Here is a 14482-nt window from a genome sequence, read left to right on the forward strand (position 1 = left end):
TCCTTGCTCCATATCGCTTAACCCTGCTCGTCGTAACGGGAGCCGTATGTCGATACCACGCTTGAAGTCCTACCTTTCCATTATTGCCACCGTGCTGGTGCTCGGTCAGGCGGTCACCGCCCAAGCGGTCGAATTGCCTGACTTTACGCAACTGGTCGAACAAGCCTCGCCCGCGGTCGTGAACATCAGTACCACGCAAAAGCTGCCGGATCGCAAAGTCAGCCAGCAAATGCCCGACCTCGAAGGCCTGCCGCCAATGCTGCGCGAATTCTTCGAGCGGGGCATGCCGCCGCAATCGCGTTCTCCTCGTGACCGTCAGCGCGAGGCAACTTCCCTGGGCTCGGGTTTTATCATCTCGTCTGATGGCTACATCCTGACCAATAACCACGTGATCGCCGATGCAGACGAAATCCTCGTCCGTCTGGCCGATCGCAGCGAAATGAAGGCCAAGCTGGTCGGTACCGATCCACGTTCCGACGTGGCGCTGCTGAAAATCGAAGGCAAGGATCTGCCGGTGCTCAAGCTCGGTAAATCCCAGGACCTGAAGGCAGGCCAGTGGGTGGTTGCTATCGGTTCGCCGTTCGGCTTTGACCATACGGTGACCCAAGGCATCGTCAGCGCCGTCGGTCGCAGTCTGCCGAATGAAAACTATGTGCCGTTCATTCAGACCGACGTGCCGATCAACCCGGGTAACTCGGGCGGCCCGCTGTTCAACCTCGACGGTGAAGTGGTCGGGATCAACTCGCAGATCTATACCCGCTCCGGTGGCTTCATGGGCGTGTCGTTTGCAATCCCGATCGACGTGGCCATGGACGTTTCCAATCAGCTGAAGTCCGGTGGCAAGGTCAGCCGTGGCTGGCTGGGCGTGGTGATTCAGGAAGTGAGCAAGGATCTCGCCGAGTCGTTTGGCCTTGAGAAGCCGGCGGGTGCGCTGGTGGCCCAGATCCAGGATGATGGCCCGGCTGCCAAGGGTGGCCTGCAAGTGGGCGACGTGATCCTGAGCATGAACGGTCAGCCAATCGTCATGTCGGCTGACCTGCCGCACCTCGTTGGCGCATTGAAGGCTGGCGCCAAGGCCGATCTGGAAGTGATTCGTGACGGCAAGCGCAAAAATGTCGAGCTGACCGTCGGTGCCATTCCGGATGAAGACAAGGAAATGGGCGCCGAGCCAAAATCCAGCATCGAGCGCAGCAGCAATCGCCTCGGTGTTTCCGTGGTCGAACTGACTGACGACCAGAAGAAAACCTACGACCTCAAAGGTGGTGTGGTGATCAAGGAAGTGCAGGACGGTCCTGCCGCCATGATCGGCCTGCAGCCGGGTGATGTGATCACCCACCTGAACAACCAGGCCATCGGTTCCGCCAAGGAGTTCGCGGACATCGCCAAGGCGCTGCCAAAGAACCGTTCGGTGTCGATGCGGGTACTGCGTCAAGGTCGTGCGAGCTTCATCACCTTCAAGCTGGCTGAATAATCCGGTTGATGGCTGAATAAAAAACCGCCTCGAAAGAGGCGGTTTTTTTGTGTCCGGACTTATTGTCTGCGAGGGCGTCAGCCCATCATGTCCTTGATCATGCGCTCCTGTTCCATCAGCTCGCGTTGCCGCGCGTCGATCCGCGAAGACAGCGGGAAGTTGCTGCCGGCCTTGCGTTTGGCGAAGTCCAGTTGCTGAATGGCCTGTTTGTAGTCCCCGACCAGGGCAAAATATTCGGCGCGCGCCTGATGCAGGCCGATGATATTGCCCGACAGTCCGCGCGTCTCGGCAACCTGATACCACACGTCCGGGTCATCCGGCCGTGACTTGAGCAGACCTTCGAGGGCTTTCTCCGCATCTGCGGTGCGGTTTTGCTTGAGCAGTAGGTCGACGCGCACCTGGTTCAGCGGGTAGTTGCCAGGGTACTGGGTCATCAAGCGGTCAACCCGGGACTGGGCATCCGCCAGGCGATTGTTGGTGATGTCCAGATCGACCTGAGCGAGGTTGTAGATGATTTCGTTGGGTGACTTGGCCAGCAACTGCTTGAGGTTTTCCCGTGCTTCGTTCAGTTGGCCGCCCTTGATCTGGGCGATCGCCAAGCCGTAGCGTGCCACGTCGTTTTTCGGGTTCTCGTCGAGTTGGGCGCGGAAGCGCTTGGCGCCGAGCCCCGGGGTTTCTTCATAGATCAGCTGTACGCGTGCGCGGATCAGCTGGTAGCGCATGCTGTCTTCAATGCCGCCCGTTGGGAACTGTTCGGCGCGGTTGCGGGTGTCGGCGATACGCGATTCGGTGACCGGGTGAGTCAGCAGGAACTCCGGTGGCTTGGCATCGTAGCGGTACTGACGCCCCAGGCGTTCGAACATGGTGGGCATCGAGCGGGGATCGTAACCGGCCTTTTCCAGATTGAGGAGGCCGATACGGTCGGCTTCCTGTTCGTTCTGGCGGGAGAATCGCCGCTGTTCCTGAATGGCTGCTGCCTGTGTGCCGGCAATGGCTGCGATCCCGGCGTCACCGCCACCTGCCGCCGCTACCACGATACCCGCCAGCAATGCAGCCATCATGGGTACTTGCATGCGTTTTTGTGCTTCGATACCCCGGGCAAAGTGGCGCTGCGACAAGTGAGCCAGTTCGTGCGCCAGTACCGAGGCGTATTCGCCTTCGGTCTGGGCGTTGAGGAACAAGCCTCCGTTGACCCCGACGATCCCGCCCGGCGCCGCAAAGGCGTTGAGCTGCGGGCTGTTGATCAGGATGAACTCCAGGCGCCGGTCAGTGACCTGGCTGGTCTCCAGCAGGCGGTAAACGCTGGATTCCACGTAATTCTTGAGTTGCGGGTCGTTGAGTTGCGAAACCTGGCTGCGCAACATGGCCAGCCATGCGCGGCCGAGCTCGTATTCCTGTTGTGGCGAGACAATGGCAGAACTGGCGTCGCCGAGTGACGGCAGGTCGTCGGCGAAGCCCGGTGAGGCGAGCAGGCAAGCGAGCGTCAGCAGGGTAGGGCGCAAAAATGTCATGCACTAAGCCTTAGTCGACAAAGACCTTACTGTAGCCGGACACCGGCGTTGCGACCAGATATTCTAGGCAACTCAACCACCTGACCCGGAGTGATGCAATGACCGATGCTGTAGAGCATGACGTTGAACTGGACGCCAGCGGCCTGAATTGCCCGTTGCCGCTGCTCAAGGCCAAGATGGAGCTCAACCGGCTGGCCAGTGGCGCGGTACTCAAGGTCATCGCCACCGATGCAGGTTCGCAGCGCGACTTTCGCACCTTTGCCCGATTGGCCGGTCATACCCTGCTTCGTGAAGAAGATGAGGCAGGTGTTTACCGCTACTGGTTGAAAAAAGCCTGAATTGTGCTGCGTTTGCTCCTAAGGATTATTGATGTTCAAAGTGTTACGCGACTGGATTCAGCGCTATTTTTCCGATGAAGAAGCGGTGGTGCTGGCTGTCCTGCTGTTTCTGTCGTTCACCGCCGTATTGACCCTGGGCGGAATGCTGGCGCCGGTGCTCGCCGGGATGGTGCTGGCGTACCTGATGCAGGGGCTGGTGGTGACGCTTGAACGCCTGCGAGTGCCGGGCGGGGTCGCGGTGGGGCTGGTCTTTGCGTTGTTCATGGGGCTGTTGCTGGTGTTTATCGTGGTGGTCGTGCCGCTGCTGTGGCATCAACTGATCACCTTGTTCAACGAGTTGCCCGGCATGCTCGCCAAGTGGCAGTCACTGTTGCTGCTGTTGCCCGAGCGCTATCCGCATCTGGTATCTGATGAGCAAGTACTGCAGGCCATCGAAGTGGCGCGCGGCGAAATCGGCAAGTTTGGTCAGTGGGCACTGACGTTCTCGCTGTCGAGCCTGCCATTGCTGGTGAACATCATGATCTACCTGGTGCTGGTACCGATCCTGGTGTTTTTCTTCCTCAAGGACCGAGCCATGATCGGCCAGTGGGTGCGCGGTTACCTGCCCCGTGAGCGGGCGTTGATCACCCGGGTCGCCCATGAGATGAACCGGCAGATCGCCAACTACATTCGCGGCAAGGTCATCGAAATCTTCATCTGCGGTGGTGTGACCTACATCGCCTTTGTCGTGCTTGAACTCAACTACGCGGCGTTGCTGGCACTGCTGGTGGGGATTTCGGTGGTGGTGCCTTATGTCGGCGCCGTGGTGGTGACTGTGCCCGTGTTTCTGATTGCGCTGTTCCAGTGGGGCTGGAGCGATCAGTTCATCTACCTGATGGCGGTCTACGGAATCATCCAGACGCTCGATGGCAACGTGCTGGTGCCCTTGCTGTTCTCGGAGGCGGTCAACCTGCACCCGGTGGCGATCATCTGCGCGGTGCTGCTGTTTGGCGGGTTGTGGGGCTTCTGGGGGGTGTTCTTTGCGATTCCCCTGGCGACGCTGTTCAAGGCGGTACTGGACGCTTGGCCGCGCAAGGAGCCGGAAGTCGCGCCGTTGCTTTAAATCTTCGGTGAGGCTGATGGCCTCTTCGCGGGCAAGCCCGCTCCCACATTGGACCTTGTTCGCCTGAACAACTCGGTCAACTGTGGGAGCGGGCTTGCCCGCGAAAGCGTCCGGATAGGCGCTATATGAATCAGGCTTTGTCGAGGGCCTGAGCCGCCGCCAGAACCGCATCCACATGCCCCGGCACCTTCACGCCACGCCACTCCTGGCGCAGCAGACCATTCTTGTCGATCAGGAACGTGCTGCGATCCACGCCCATGTATTCCTTGCCATACAGCTTTTTCAGCTTGATCACGTCGAACAGCTGGCAGATGGCTTCGTCCTTGTCGCTGATCAGCTCAAAGGGGAATTCCTGTTTGCACTTGAAGTTCTCGTGGGATTTCAGGCTGTCGCGCGACACGCCGAACACTTCGGTGTTGGCGGCCCTGAACGCAGCATACTGATCACGAAAGCCCTGGCCCTCGGTGGTGCAGCCCGGCGTGCTGTCCTTCGGATAGAAGTAGATCACCACCTGCCTGCCCTTCAGGCCGGCGAGGCTGACGGTCTGCCCGTTGGTGGCGGGGGCTTCGAAATCGGCAACCGGTTGGTCGATGGCAACGGCCATGGAAAGCTTCCTTACATTGGGTTCTGTGGGCGCCAGGGTTCGATCAGGGCGTCCAGGTTCAGCGCGTCGGCGAAATCCAGGAACTGATCGCGCAGCCAGCTGATCTGCACGCCGGCCGGCAAGGTCACGGTGAACGTGGCGTTGAGCATGGTGCCGCCGGTCTGCGGAGCCTGATAGGTGTCGCAGGTCAGGTTCTCCAGCTCGACATTGTGGTCCATGAAGAACTGGCACAGCTCGTTGATGATGTCCGAGCGGTAGGCCGAGCTGACATAAGCGACGTACGGCAGGGCCTGGGGGCGGTTTTCCAGGGCGGCGCTGCGTACCACGTTGACCGTGAACGCATGCCGCTTGGCCAGCACTGGCAGGCTGCCTTCCAGGCGCGCCAGGGCATCCCAGCTACCGGAAATTTCCAGCACCAGGGCACTGCATTCGCCATGGCGGGTCAGGCGAGAGGTGACAACGGCGCAGCGGTTTTCATGGCTGGCGCGGCACAGGACGTTGGTCAGCTCCATGGGGTTGGCGCCGAGGGCACTGATAACAAGGAATTGTTCGCGAACTGTGGGGGTGGACATGCAGCATTCCTAAAGCGATGAGCGGTCGGTACATCTAAGGGCTGATTGGCCGGGAGCGAGCCTGCGGATGCGAACTCAGAAAGTCCCGAGTGACAGATTGCGAACAGGCTCCGCCGGGGCGGGAGCGAGACGTGGCAACGCTGGATCAGGACTTGTGATGCCGAAAATGGAGGCTGAAACCCGACGGACGAGCTTGTCTGTAACGATCAAAGTCTGAAGGGTAGCGAAAACCGGCGCCAAGGGGAATGGCGGCAGCACAGTACTTCGCTTGTGCAAGCAACTTGGCGCCAGTACCATTACGGCTCTCTTTTTCCGGCAGGAGCGGTTTCATGATTGCGGGCAGTATGGTGGCACTGGTCACTCCCATGGATGCACAGGGGCGTCTTGACTGGGACAGCCTCAGCAAACTTGTGGACTTCCACCTTGAAAACGGCACCCATGCCATTGTCGCCGTCGGTACCACCGGCGAATCGGCAACCCTTGATGTCGATGAACACATCGCCGTCATCAAGGCGGTAGTCAAGCAGGTCAATGGCCGCATTCCGGTGATTGCCGGTACCGGCGCCAATTCGACCCGCGAAGCCGTCGAATTGACCCGCAATGCCAAGGAAGCCGGCGCCGATGCCTGCCTGCTGGTCGTGCCGTACTACAACAAGCCGACCCAGGAAGGCCTGTATCTGCACTTCAAGCACATCGCCGAAGCGGTCGACATCCCGCAGATTCTCTATAACGTGCCCGGCCGCACCTCCTGCGACATGCAGGCCGAGACCGTGATCCGCCTGTCGACCGTGCCGAACATCATCGGTATCAAGGAAGCGACCGGCGACCTCAAGCGCGCCAAGGCCATCCTCGATGGCGTCAGCAAGGACTTCATCGTGCTGTCCGGCGATGATCCGACCGCGGTCGAGCTGATCCTGATGGGCGGCAAGGGCAACATCTCCGTCACCGCCAACGTCGCGCCGCGTGAAATGGCCGATCTGTGCGAGGCCGCCCTCAAGGGTGACGCCGAGACTGCCCGGGCTATCAACGAAAAACTGATGCCGCTGCACAAGGACCTGTTCATCGAAGCCAACCCGATTCCGGTGAAGTGGGCTTTGGTCGAAATGGGCCTGATGCACGAAGGCATTCGCCTGCCGCTGACCTGGCTGAGCGCACCTTGTCACGAAACGCTCCGCACGGCCCTGCGCCAGTGCAGCGTCCTGGTTTAATTGAGGAAGTACAACGCATGAAGCGAATGGCCGGACTTTCCGCACTTGCCTTGATTATCTCCAGCACCAGTGGCTGCGGATGGATCTGGGGCCCGGAAGGTTATTTCCGTGACCGTGGTAGCGATTACCTGGAAGCGCAACAGACTGCACCGATGCAAATTCCGCCGGATATCCATACCGCCAAGCGTCTGGATCCTCTGTTGCCGATCCCGCGCAACGTGGCCGATGACACCGCCACGGGCGAATACGTCGTTCCTCGTCCCCAGCCGCTGACGGCGGCTGCCGACGCCAGTCCCTATTCGCTGCAGAAGAGCGGCGGCACCAGTTCCATCCTGGCGCAGAATCCGCCGGCCGAAATCTGGCCTGTGGCCGTTCAGTTCTTCCAGGACAACGGTTTCCGTCTGGATGAACAGCGCCCGCAAACCGGCGAATTCACCACGACCTGGCAGCATTCCGATGAGCTGTCTGCGGCCATGGCCAAGCGCCTGAGCGCGGCCGGCGTCAGCACCGACAGCGAAACCCGCGTGCGGGTGCGCATCGAGCCGGGCGTGCAGCGCAACACCAGTGAAGTCTACGTGGTCAGCGCTGAGCGTCCTGCCGGCAGCACCGCCGACGTCGAGTTCACCAACCGTTCGGTCAACACTGGCCTGGACGCGGCACTGGTCGACGACATGCTCGCGAGCATGAGCCGTATCTCGGAGAAGGGCGGCTCTGTCTCCATGCTGGCTTCGCGTGATTTCGACGCGCCCAGCCGTGTCAGCCTGAGTGAAGACGGCAGCGGCAACCCTGTGCTGAACGTCGGTACCGACCTTGACCGTGCCTGGTCGAGCGTAGGTCGTGCGCTGGAACAAGGTGAGTGGCGCGTTGAAGACATCAACCGCAGCCTGGGCCTGTACTACATCAACCTGGCCGAAAAAGCCGAGAGCAAAGACGACAAGCCAGGCTTCCTCAGCGGCCTGTTCGGCAGTGCGCCGAGCAAGGAAGAGCTTGAGGCCCGTGCCGAGCGTTATCAGGTTCGCCTGAGCAAGGTTGGCGAGAACGTCCAGGTCACCGTCGAGAAGAACATCAACACCGTGGCGCCGGCAGATGTGGCGCGTAAAGTGTTGAGCAAGATTCAAGACAACCTGGGCTGATCCTATGCGTTTTGCCGTTCTCGGCAGCGGCAGTCAAGGGAACGGCACGCTGGTAGCCAGCGCTGATACGTACGTGCTGGTGGATTGTGGTTTTTCCCTGCGGGAAACCGAAAAACGCCTGCTGCGACTGGGTGTGAACCCTGCGCAGCTGAGCGCGATACTCGTGACCCACGAACATGCCGACCACGTGCATGGCGTGGGTTTGCTGTCTCGGCGCTACAATCTGCCTGTCTACCTCAGTCGCGGGACCTTGCGCGGGATGCGCAAACCGATTGAACCCGCAGGCTTTCTGGCCGGTGGCGAGCAGTTGCAAATCGGCGACTTGAGCATCGGTGTCATTGCCGTGGCCCACGATGCACAGGAACCGACGCAGTATGTCTTCAGTGACGGTTTACGGCGTTTCGGCCTGTTGACCGACTTGGGCTCCTATTGCGACAAGGTGCTGGACGGTTACCGGGACCTCGATGCATTGATGATCGAGTCCAACCATTGCAGGGACATGCTGGCTCGCGGTCATTACCCGTACTTTCTCAAGGAGCGGGTGGGCGGTGAACTGGGACATTTGAACAACCATCAGGCGGCATTCCTGGTGGCCGAGCTGGGCTGGAAGGACCTGCAACACCTGGTCCTGGCCCATCTGAGCAGCAAGAACAACCTGCCGCAGCTGGCCCGGCAATGTTTTGTCGACACCCTTGGGTGCGACCCGGACTGGCTGCAACTGGCCGATCAAGATTCAGGGCTCGACTGGCGACACATCGCCTAGCCCATCTACTTAGCAAGCGGAGCCCATCATGGAAAAACGTGAAGAACTCTACCGCGGCAAAGCCAAGTCGGTTTACAAGACCGACGACGCTAACCGTTTGATCCTGCTGTTTCGCAACGACACTTCGGCGTTCGACGGCAAGCGTATCGAACAGCTCGACCGCAAGGGCATGGTGAACAACAAGTTCAACGCCTTCATCATGCAGAAGCTCGAAGCTGCCGGCGTGCCGACCCAGTTCGACAAACTGCTGGGCGACAACGAATGCCTGGTGAAGAAGCTGGACATGATCCCGGTCGAGTGCGTCGTGCGTAATTACGCCGCGGGCAGCCTGGTCAAGCGCCTGGGTGTCGAGGAGGGCATGAAGCTCAACCCTTACACCTTCGAACTGTTCCTGAAGGACGACGCCAAGGGCGACCCGTTCATCAACGAATCCCACGTCGTGGCTTTCGGTTGGGGCACCGCCGAGCAACTGGTTCGCATGAAAGAACTGTCGCTCAAGGTCAACGAAGTCCTGAGCAAACTGTTCGACGACGCCGGCCTGCTGCTGGTCGACTTCAAGCTGGAATTCGGCGTGTTCCACGATGGTTCCATCGTGCTGGGCGACGAGTTCAGCCCGGACGGCTGCCGTCTGTGGGACAAGGCTACCGGCAAGAAAATGGACAAGGACCGCTTCCGTCAGGGCCTCGGTGACGTCATCGAAGCCTACGAAGAAGTCGCCAACCGTCTGGGCGTACCGCTTTAACCGACGCAAGCATCTGAAAGCACAGAAATATTTCGCTTGGGGGGTTCGCTTCCGGCGAAAGTGTTGTTATGATGCGCGCCGTTGGAGAGATGCCAGAGTGGCCGAATGGGACGGATTCGAAATCCGTTGTACCTTCACCGGTACCTAGGGTTCGAATCCCTATCTCTCCGCCATTACATGGAAAAAGCCCCGTAGCTGAAAAGTTACGGGGCTTTTTCGTTTCTGAAGTTTTTTCAGTGGTCTATCTCTGCCGGCATCTGATCAAGGGAGCCTGCGAACAGACCTCGATCAAGGAAATCCAGTTGCTTGAACGCGAACCCCGTCAGGCTGTTGAACTTGAGTTGGATAGACGGCAGTTGCCCCGGCTCCCTAAACTGTCAGCAGATTTGGGGAGCGGGGACACTGGATGAATCGCAACGAACTTCGCAAGGCGGATATCAACCTGATGGTGGTGTTCGAAACGCTGATGCTGGAGCGCAATGTCACCCGGGTGGCGGAGAAGCTGTTTCTCGGTCAGCCGACCATCAGTTCTGCGCTCAACCGTTTGCGTGCGATGTTCAATGATCCGCTGTTCATCCGTGTTGGCCATCGCATGGAGCCGACGGCACGGGCAGAAGAGATCATCAGGCACCTGTCGCCGGCGCTGGATTCCTTGTCCGTGGCCTTGAGCCTGACCCATGATTTTGACCCGGCCAGCAGCACGATGACGTTCCGCATTGGCTTATCCGACGATGTCGAGTTCGGCCTGTTGCCGCCCTTGCTGCGAACGCTGCGCCAGGAAGCGCCAAACGTGGTGTTTGTGGTGCAGCACGTCGATTACTGGCGGATTCCCGACTTGCTGGCGTCCGGCGATATCACGGTGGGTATCAGCCAGACCCGTGGCTTGCCGGCCAATGCCAAGCGCAAGTTGCTGCGGCACATCCAGCCCAGCATTTTGCGCGCCGATGCTTGCGACACTCCGCTGACGCTCGACGAATATTGCGCGCGACCGCATGTGCTGGTGTCCCATACCGCCAACGTCAGTGGCTACGCCGACGAGTGGCTGGCGGAAATCGGCCGCACGCGCCAGGTGGTGCTCTCAGTACCGCAATACAGTTCGTTGCCGGCACTGCTCGCCGGGACGGACCTGATCGCCAGCCTGCCGGACTACACCGCCGAGGCGATGGCTGCTTCGGGAATGCTGTTCAAGGAGCCCTTTCCGTTCAAGACACCGACTCTGGATTTGTCCATGGTCTGGCTCAGTCATGTCGATACCGACCCTGCCGAGCGCTGGTTGCGTTCGCGCCTGGAGGCGTTCATGAGTGAGCGTGCCGTTTTGCCGCTGCCCGAATGAACAGGGCGTGTTATACGTACGACCTTTCCATCCCCTTCCAGGAGCCAACTCATGCCTCACCTGCACATGGAATACACTGCCAACCTGTCTGACCTGAATGCCGATGTGGCGTTGATGCGGTTGAACAATACGCTGGTGGGTTCCGGTCAGTTTGCTGCCGAATTCGACATCAAGAGCCGCGCGGTCAGGGTCGAAACGTTCAAGGTCGGTACTGCTTTGTCTGAGCGGGCGTTCGTGCATGTGAAACTGGCACTGTTGAGTGGTCGTTCCGCACAGATCAAGAAACAACTTTCCGAAAGCCTGCTGGCGGTGGTTCAGGACCTGTGTGAGTGGCCGAGCGGCGTTGAAGTCCAGTTGTGCGTGGAAATTCTCGACATCGATCGCGATTCCTACAGCAAGACCGCCATCAGCCACTGAGTATCAGGCCGTTTCCTGCGCGGCGCAGGCTTGGATCACTTGCGCTCGCAACCAGCTGTTGGCGCTGTCCTGATCGACACGCTGGCTCCACTGCATGTCGAGGGTGAACCCCGGCAAGCCCTCGGGCGCTTCACAGTGATTGAAGGTGTCGGTACTGGCCAGCAGCCGCTGGATGCGCCGGGGCAGGGTCAGGGCATAGTCGGTGCCGGTAATCAGCTTCAGCGCTGCACTGTAACTGTTGGCGCGCGCGACGATCTGGCGCTGTTTGGCCTGTTGCGCGAGCCAGCCGTCGACCATGTTGGTGGCGGACGTCCAGGGTGTCGGGAACACGTGTCGACGTTCGACATAGGTTTGCAGGCTCAAACGTGGTTCCGCCGGGGTGGCGCGTTTGTCGAACACACAGACCAGATCATCATCGAGCAGTGTCCGGGATTTGAAATCGACGTGGCTGCGATGAAAGTTCGGGCCGAAACACATCACCAGGTCGAGACTGCCTTCGCGCAACGCTTCGGCAGGGATGTCGGCTTCGAGTTTGAGCACATTGACCGTCACCGGGAGATCGGCGAGGGCGAAGGTTTTCAGCAGGCGCGGCAGGATCAACTGCTCGAAATACTCCGGTGCGCAGAGGTTGAAAGTCACGGCTTGCAGGCCTGGGTCGAACGCGGGTGAGCCGGCGTGACACAAGTTGATGCTTTCCAGGATTTTCAGCGCGTGAGGGTACATCGCGCTGGCCTTGCCGGTGGGTTGCATGCCGCCGGTACGGGTATTGATGAACAGTTCGTCCTCGAAGCTGTTGCGCAGTTTTTTCAGGCAGTAACTCACTGTGGACTGGCTGACGCTAAGCATCTCGGATACGCCGGTGACGCTGTTCTGCTCGTACACGGCGACGAACACCAGGAGGTCCTGCATGTCGAGTTTTCTAAGCGAATTACTGTTCAGCATCCATTGCGTCTCGCTGCGTCCCTTGCACTGACCCTGTGCAGGGTGGATGAATTATCCTAACGGAATGAGCGAACAGGGAAAATGCCTTGCAGGAATTTTCGCCCTGAAGCCCTTCAACTCTGGACCATCGCCGACACGGCGCGGCGGCTGGAGATCAACAGCGCGAACATGCCGATGCCCACCAGCAGCGCGCCGGCCAACTCCAGCGGCAGCGGCATCTGTCGTCCCCAAAGCCAGTGAAACAAGGTGATGAACAGCGTGCTCAGGTAGATATAGGAAATCACCGAGGATGGCGCGATCACGCCGATGGCCCGATGCAGCAACCAGAACGTCGCCAGGGTGGCGAACACCGCCAGGTACATCAGCCAATAGAAATCCTTGAGCGTCAGTGATGATGCCGAGCGCCAACCACCACTGAATCCGCAGAACACCAGCAGGAACAGCGCGCCGAACAGCATGTTCCAGAACGTCATGGGCACCGGCCCGCGTCCCTTCAGGCTATTGGCTTTCAGGCGTTGGCTGAGAGGGGCATAGAGCGCCATCGCCAGGCAACCGATGCCGTACACGGTCAGTGCATAGGGCGATGGCAACTCACCGGGGCCGGTGCCTTTCATGATCAGTAACACCGCCCCGGCAGCGGCGAGCAGCATCGGCACAATCCGTTGTTTCAGGCGGCTGTCAGGTATGAGCACGGCTTCGAAAGCCAGGGTCATCAGCGGCACGAGCGTAAACATCGTCCCGGTATTGACGGCCGAGGTGTAGCGCAACGCTTCGAACAGTGAGCCGAAGTACAACGCCAGCAGCAGGCCGAGCACCGCATGACCGAGCAGCCCGCGGGCGGTCATGGCGGCGTTGCCTTCACGCAGCAACAGCGGCAGAAACACCACCGCGCAGAACAACAGGCGCAAACCGGTCAGCAGGATCGGGTCGATGGCCTGGCTGACTTGCGCCGCCGCGGAAAACGAGGCGGCGATCAGCAAGGCCCAAAGCAGCATGCTGACGTGAGCGGCGGCGAAACCGGTGGTTTTCATGGCAGGCTCCGGGTCAGTGGATGTGGCGGCTGTAGTGCCTTGGGTTGAAGCGCAAAACCATCAACATCATCAGCGCCATGACCGCCGTCAGTGACCACCAGGCCCATTCAAAGCTGCCGAGCCGGTCGCGGATGATCCCCGCCAGCAGCGGCGACAGGCTGGCGATCAGGTAGCCGATGCCTTGCACGAATGCGGTCAGGCCACCGGCGCGCAATGGATTGTCCAGGTGATCCAGCGATACGACCAGGCTCATCGGGAACAGCCCACCAATGCCCAGCCCCAGCAGGCATGGCCACATCAGGCTCAAGTGCTGCGGGCTCAGAATCAGTCCGCAGAAACCGGCGATGATCAGTGCCAGCAAGACCATCAGCACGACGCGGCGGTCGCGGCTGCGATTGGCGATGAAGGGCGTCAGCAGGCCCGACAGCACTTCCATTGCGGTCAGAAACCCGAGCAGCAATCCGGCGTGTTGCTCGCTCCAGCCCTTTTCCACGTAGTACGGCGCCAGCCAGGCCAGAACACAGGTGTAGGACGCAGTGCCCAGGCCAAAGAAGATCGCGAGTAACCACGCGCGGGAATTGGCAAAGAACGAACCGTTGCGGGATGCCCTCGAATCCAGTGTGGGCATCCCCGCGCTTTGGCTGCGCCAGAAGAGCAATGCCAGCACGGCGAGAACGGCCCAGATCGCCAGGCCCATACGCCAGCTGCCGCTAGACGCCATCACCAGCGGCGCAAAGGACGCACCCATGGCGGCACCGCCCATGATCGATGTGACGTAGAGCCCCATGCACAGGGCAACGTGGTCGCTGAAGCGGGATTTGATCAGCGCAGGCATCAGGGCCTGGATCAGGGCGATGCCGATACCTGCCAGCACGGCGCTGAGGATCAATTCGGCTACCGAATCGAGAAACAGGCGCGACACCGTGGCCACGCCTATGATCAGCAACGAAAGTACGACCGTGCGCTGTTCACCGAGACGCTGGCTGACACGCAGTCCGAAAAACATCGCCAGTCCCATGGCCATGACCGGCAGCAGGGTCAGCAGTGATGCCAGGCTGAAACTCAGCGGGATGTCCTCGCGAATTGCCGAGAGCAAAGGTCCGACGGCGGCCATGGAGGGACGCAGGTTCAGGGCGACGAGAACAATGCTGAACATCAACCAGAGGGCAGGGCGGGTAGTCGCGCGAGTGTTTTCCATGATCGGACCTTGAACGGTAGGGTTGCGATTAGGCGCGCGAGGCCGCAAGGCCGCAAATCAGAAAGTCTGCTGGACTATTTGGAAATTAAATAAGAGTGCGGTCATACGGACGCCGTT

15 protein-coding genes and 1 tRNA gene are annotated in these 14482 nt (G+C 60.0%); 10 read left to right on the plus strand and 6 right to left on the minus strand.

Translation table 11 applies throughout. From position 1 onward, the window contains the following. Positions 1-46: 46 nt before the first annotated feature. Positions 47-1471, plus strand: a complete 1425-nt coding sequence (locus PPUTUW4_RS06550) for a DegQ family serine endoprotease (RefSeq protein WP_015093914.1) — start codon at positions 47-49, stop codon at positions 1469-1471. A gap of 77 nt (positions 1472-1548) precedes the next feature. Here the strand turns inward: PPUTUW4_RS06550 and PPUTUW4_RS06555 are convergent, their stop codons facing one another. Beyond that, the gene (locus PPUTUW4_RS06555; protein ID WP_015093915.1) at positions 1549-2982 is read right to left on the minus strand and encodes a M48 family metalloprotease; all 1434 of its coding nucleotides are present in this window, start codon (positions 2980-2982) and stop codon (positions 1549-1551) included. A gap of 98 nt (positions 2983-3080) precedes the next feature. On the opposite strand from PPUTUW4_RS06555, the gene PPUTUW4_RS06560 reads away from it, so the two are divergent. After that, on the plus strand, positions 3081-3320 hold the full coding sequence (locus PPUTUW4_RS06560) for a sulfurtransferase TusA family protein (RefSeq protein WP_007979782.1): 240 nt from the start codon (positions 3081-3083) through the stop codon (positions 3318-3320). Positions 3321-3351: 31 nt separating this feature from the next. Then, the gene (locus tag PPUTUW4_RS06565) at positions 3352-4422 is read left to right on the plus strand and encodes an AI-2E family transporter (protein WP_015093916.1); all 1071 of its coding nucleotides are present in this window, start codon (positions 3352-3354) and stop codon (positions 4420-4422) included. Between the two features lie 130 nt (positions 4423-4552). Here PPUTUW4_RS06565 and PPUTUW4_RS06570 read toward each other — a convergent pair whose 3' ends face one another. Both PPUTUW4_RS06570 and PPUTUW4_RS06575 read right to left on the minus strand, forming a co-directional pair. Next, complete coding sequence (locus PPUTUW4_RS06570; RefSeq protein ID WP_015093917.1) at positions 4553-5026, minus strand: peroxiredoxin; 474 nt, start codon at positions 5024-5026, stop codon at positions 4553-4555. An 11-nt stretch (positions 5027-5037) separates the two neighbouring features. Then, on the minus strand, positions 5038-5598 hold the full coding sequence (locus PPUTUW4_RS06575) for a glycine cleavage system protein R (RefSeq protein ID WP_007979776.1): 561 nt from the start codon (positions 5596-5598) through the stop codon (positions 5038-5040). Positions 5599-5927: 329 nt separating this feature from the next. On the opposite strand from PPUTUW4_RS06575, the gene dapA reads away from it, so the two are divergent. The 7 genes from dapA (at position 5928) to PPUTUW4_RS06610 (ending at position 11194) form a co-directional block, all read left to right on the plus strand. Further along, positions 5928-6806, plus strand: coding sequence for a 4-hydroxy-tetrahydrodipicolinate synthase (dapA, locus tag PPUTUW4_RS06580; RefSeq protein ID WP_007979774.1), 879 nt, complete (start codon positions 5928-5930; stop codon positions 6804-6806). Positions 6807-6823: 17 nt separating this feature from the next. Beyond that, a complete protein-coding gene (gene bamC, locus PPUTUW4_RS06585; RefSeq protein ID WP_015093918.1) occupies positions 6824-7939 on the plus strand; it encodes an outer membrane protein assembly factor BamC in 1116 nt (371 codons plus the stop codon). Positions 7940-7943: 4 nt separating this feature from the next. Further along, positions 7944-8702, plus strand: coding sequence for an MBL fold metallo-hydrolase (locus PPUTUW4_RS06590; RefSeq protein ID WP_015093919.1), 759 nt, complete (start codon positions 7944-7946; stop codon positions 8700-8702). A gap of 28 nt (positions 8703-8730) precedes the next feature. Beyond that, complete coding sequence (gene purC, locus PPUTUW4_RS06595) at positions 8731-9444, plus strand: phosphoribosylaminoimidazolesuccinocarboxamide synthase (protein ID WP_007944067.1); 714 nt, start codon at positions 8731-8733, stop codon at positions 9442-9444. Positions 9445-9527: 83 nt separating this feature from the next. Then, positions 9528-9617: transfer RNA gene (locus tag PPUTUW4_RS06600), tRNA-Ser, on the plus strand. A 233-nt stretch (positions 9618-9850) separates the two neighbouring features. Then, positions 9851-10777: a LysR family transcriptional regulator gene (locus PPUTUW4_RS06605; protein WP_015093920.1), complete on the plus strand. Its 927-nt coding sequence runs from the start codon at positions 9851-9853 to the stop codon at positions 10775-10777. Positions 10778-10828: 51 nt separating this feature from the next. Beyond that, positions 10829-11194: a 5-carboxymethyl-2-hydroxymuconate Delta-isomerase gene (locus PPUTUW4_RS06610; protein WP_015093921.1), complete on the plus strand. Its 366-nt coding sequence runs from the start codon at positions 10829-10831 to the stop codon at positions 11192-11194. Positions 11195-11197: 3 nt separating this feature from the next. Here the strand turns inward: PPUTUW4_RS06610 and PPUTUW4_RS06615 are convergent, their stop codons facing one another. The 3 genes from PPUTUW4_RS06615 to PPUTUW4_RS06625 form a co-directional block, all read right to left on the minus strand. Beyond that, positions 11198-12136 carry a LysR family transcriptional regulator gene (locus PPUTUW4_RS06615; RefSeq protein WP_015093922.1) on the minus strand — a complete coding sequence of 313 codons (939 nt, stop codon included), beginning with the start codon at positions 12134-12136 and terminating at the stop codon, positions 11198-11200. A 113-nt stretch (positions 12137-12249) separates the two neighbouring features. Continuing rightward, entirely contained in the window at positions 12250-13167 is a 918-nt protein-coding gene (locus PPUTUW4_RS06620) for a DMT family transporter (protein WP_015093923.1), read from the minus strand. A 13-nt stretch (positions 13168-13180) separates the two neighbouring features. Further along, positions 13181-14365, minus strand: a complete 1185-nt coding sequence (locus PPUTUW4_RS06625) for a cyanate transporter (RefSeq protein ID WP_015093924.1) — start codon at positions 14363-14365, stop codon at positions 13181-13183. Positions 14366-14482: the final 117 nt, after the last annotated feature.

This window comes from Pseudomonas sp. UW4 (genome assembly GCF_000316175.1).
Taxonomy (GTDB): Bacteria; Pseudomonadota; Gammaproteobacteria; order Pseudomonadales; family Pseudomonadaceae; genus Aquipseudomonas; species Aquipseudomonas laurylsulfatiphila.

Bases quoted from the DNA above. Each gene is read 5' to 3' on its own strand.
- PPUTUW4_RS06550 (WP_015093914.1), top strand. From the start codon at position 47: ATGTCGATACCACGCTTGAAGTCCTACCTTTCCATTATTGCCACCGTG.
- PPUTUW4_RS06555 (WP_015093915.1), bottom strand. From the start codon at position 2,982: ATGACATTTTTGCGCCCTACCCTGCTGACGCTCGCTTGCCTGCTCGCC.
- PPUTUW4_RS06560 (WP_007979782.1), top strand. From the start codon at position 3,081: ATGACCGATGCTGTAGAGCATGACGTTGAACTGGACGCCAGCGGCCTG.
- PPUTUW4_RS06565 (WP_015093916.1), top strand. From the start codon at position 3,352: ATGTTCAAAGTGTTACGCGACTGGATTCAGCGCTATTTTTCCGATGAA.
- PPUTUW4_RS06570 (WP_015093917.1), bottom strand. From the start codon at position 5,026: ATGGCCGTTGCCATCGACCAACCGGTTGCCGATTTCGAAGCCCCCGCC.
- PPUTUW4_RS06575 (WP_007979776.1), bottom strand. From the start codon at position 5,598: ATGTCCACCCCCACAGTTCGCGAACAATTCCTTGTTATCAGTGCCCTC.
- dapA (WP_007979774.1), top strand. From the start codon at position 5,928: ATGATTGCGGGCAGTATGGTGGCACTGGTCACTCCCATGGATGCACAG.
- bamC (WP_015093918.1), top strand. From the start codon at position 6,824: ATGAAGCGAATGGCCGGACTTTCCGCACTTGCCTTGATTATCTCCAGC.
- PPUTUW4_RS06590 (WP_015093919.1), top strand. From the start codon at position 7,944: ATGCGTTTTGCCGTTCTCGGCAGCGGCAGTCAAGGGAACGGCACGCTG.
- purC (WP_007944067.1), top strand. From the start codon at position 8,731: ATGGAAAAACGTGAAGAACTCTACCGCGGCAAAGCCAAGTCGGTTTAC.
- PPUTUW4_RS06605 (WP_015093920.1), top strand. From the start codon at position 9,851: ATGAATCGCAACGAACTTCGCAAGGCGGATATCAACCTGATGGTGGTG.
- PPUTUW4_RS06610 (WP_015093921.1), top strand. From the start codon at position 10,829: ATGCCTCACCTGCACATGGAATACACTGCCAACCTGTCTGACCTGAAT.
- PPUTUW4_RS06615 (WP_015093922.1), bottom strand. From the start codon at position 12,136: ATGCTGAACAGTAATTCGCTTAGAAAACTCGACATGCAGGACCTCCTG.
- PPUTUW4_RS06620 (WP_015093923.1), bottom strand. From the start codon at position 13,167: ATGAAAACCACCGGTTTCGCCGCCGCTCACGTCAGCATGCTGCTTTGG.
- PPUTUW4_RS06625 (WP_015093924.1), bottom strand. From the start codon at position 14,365: ATGGAAAACACTCGCGCGACTACCCGCCCTGCCCTCTGGTTGATGTTC.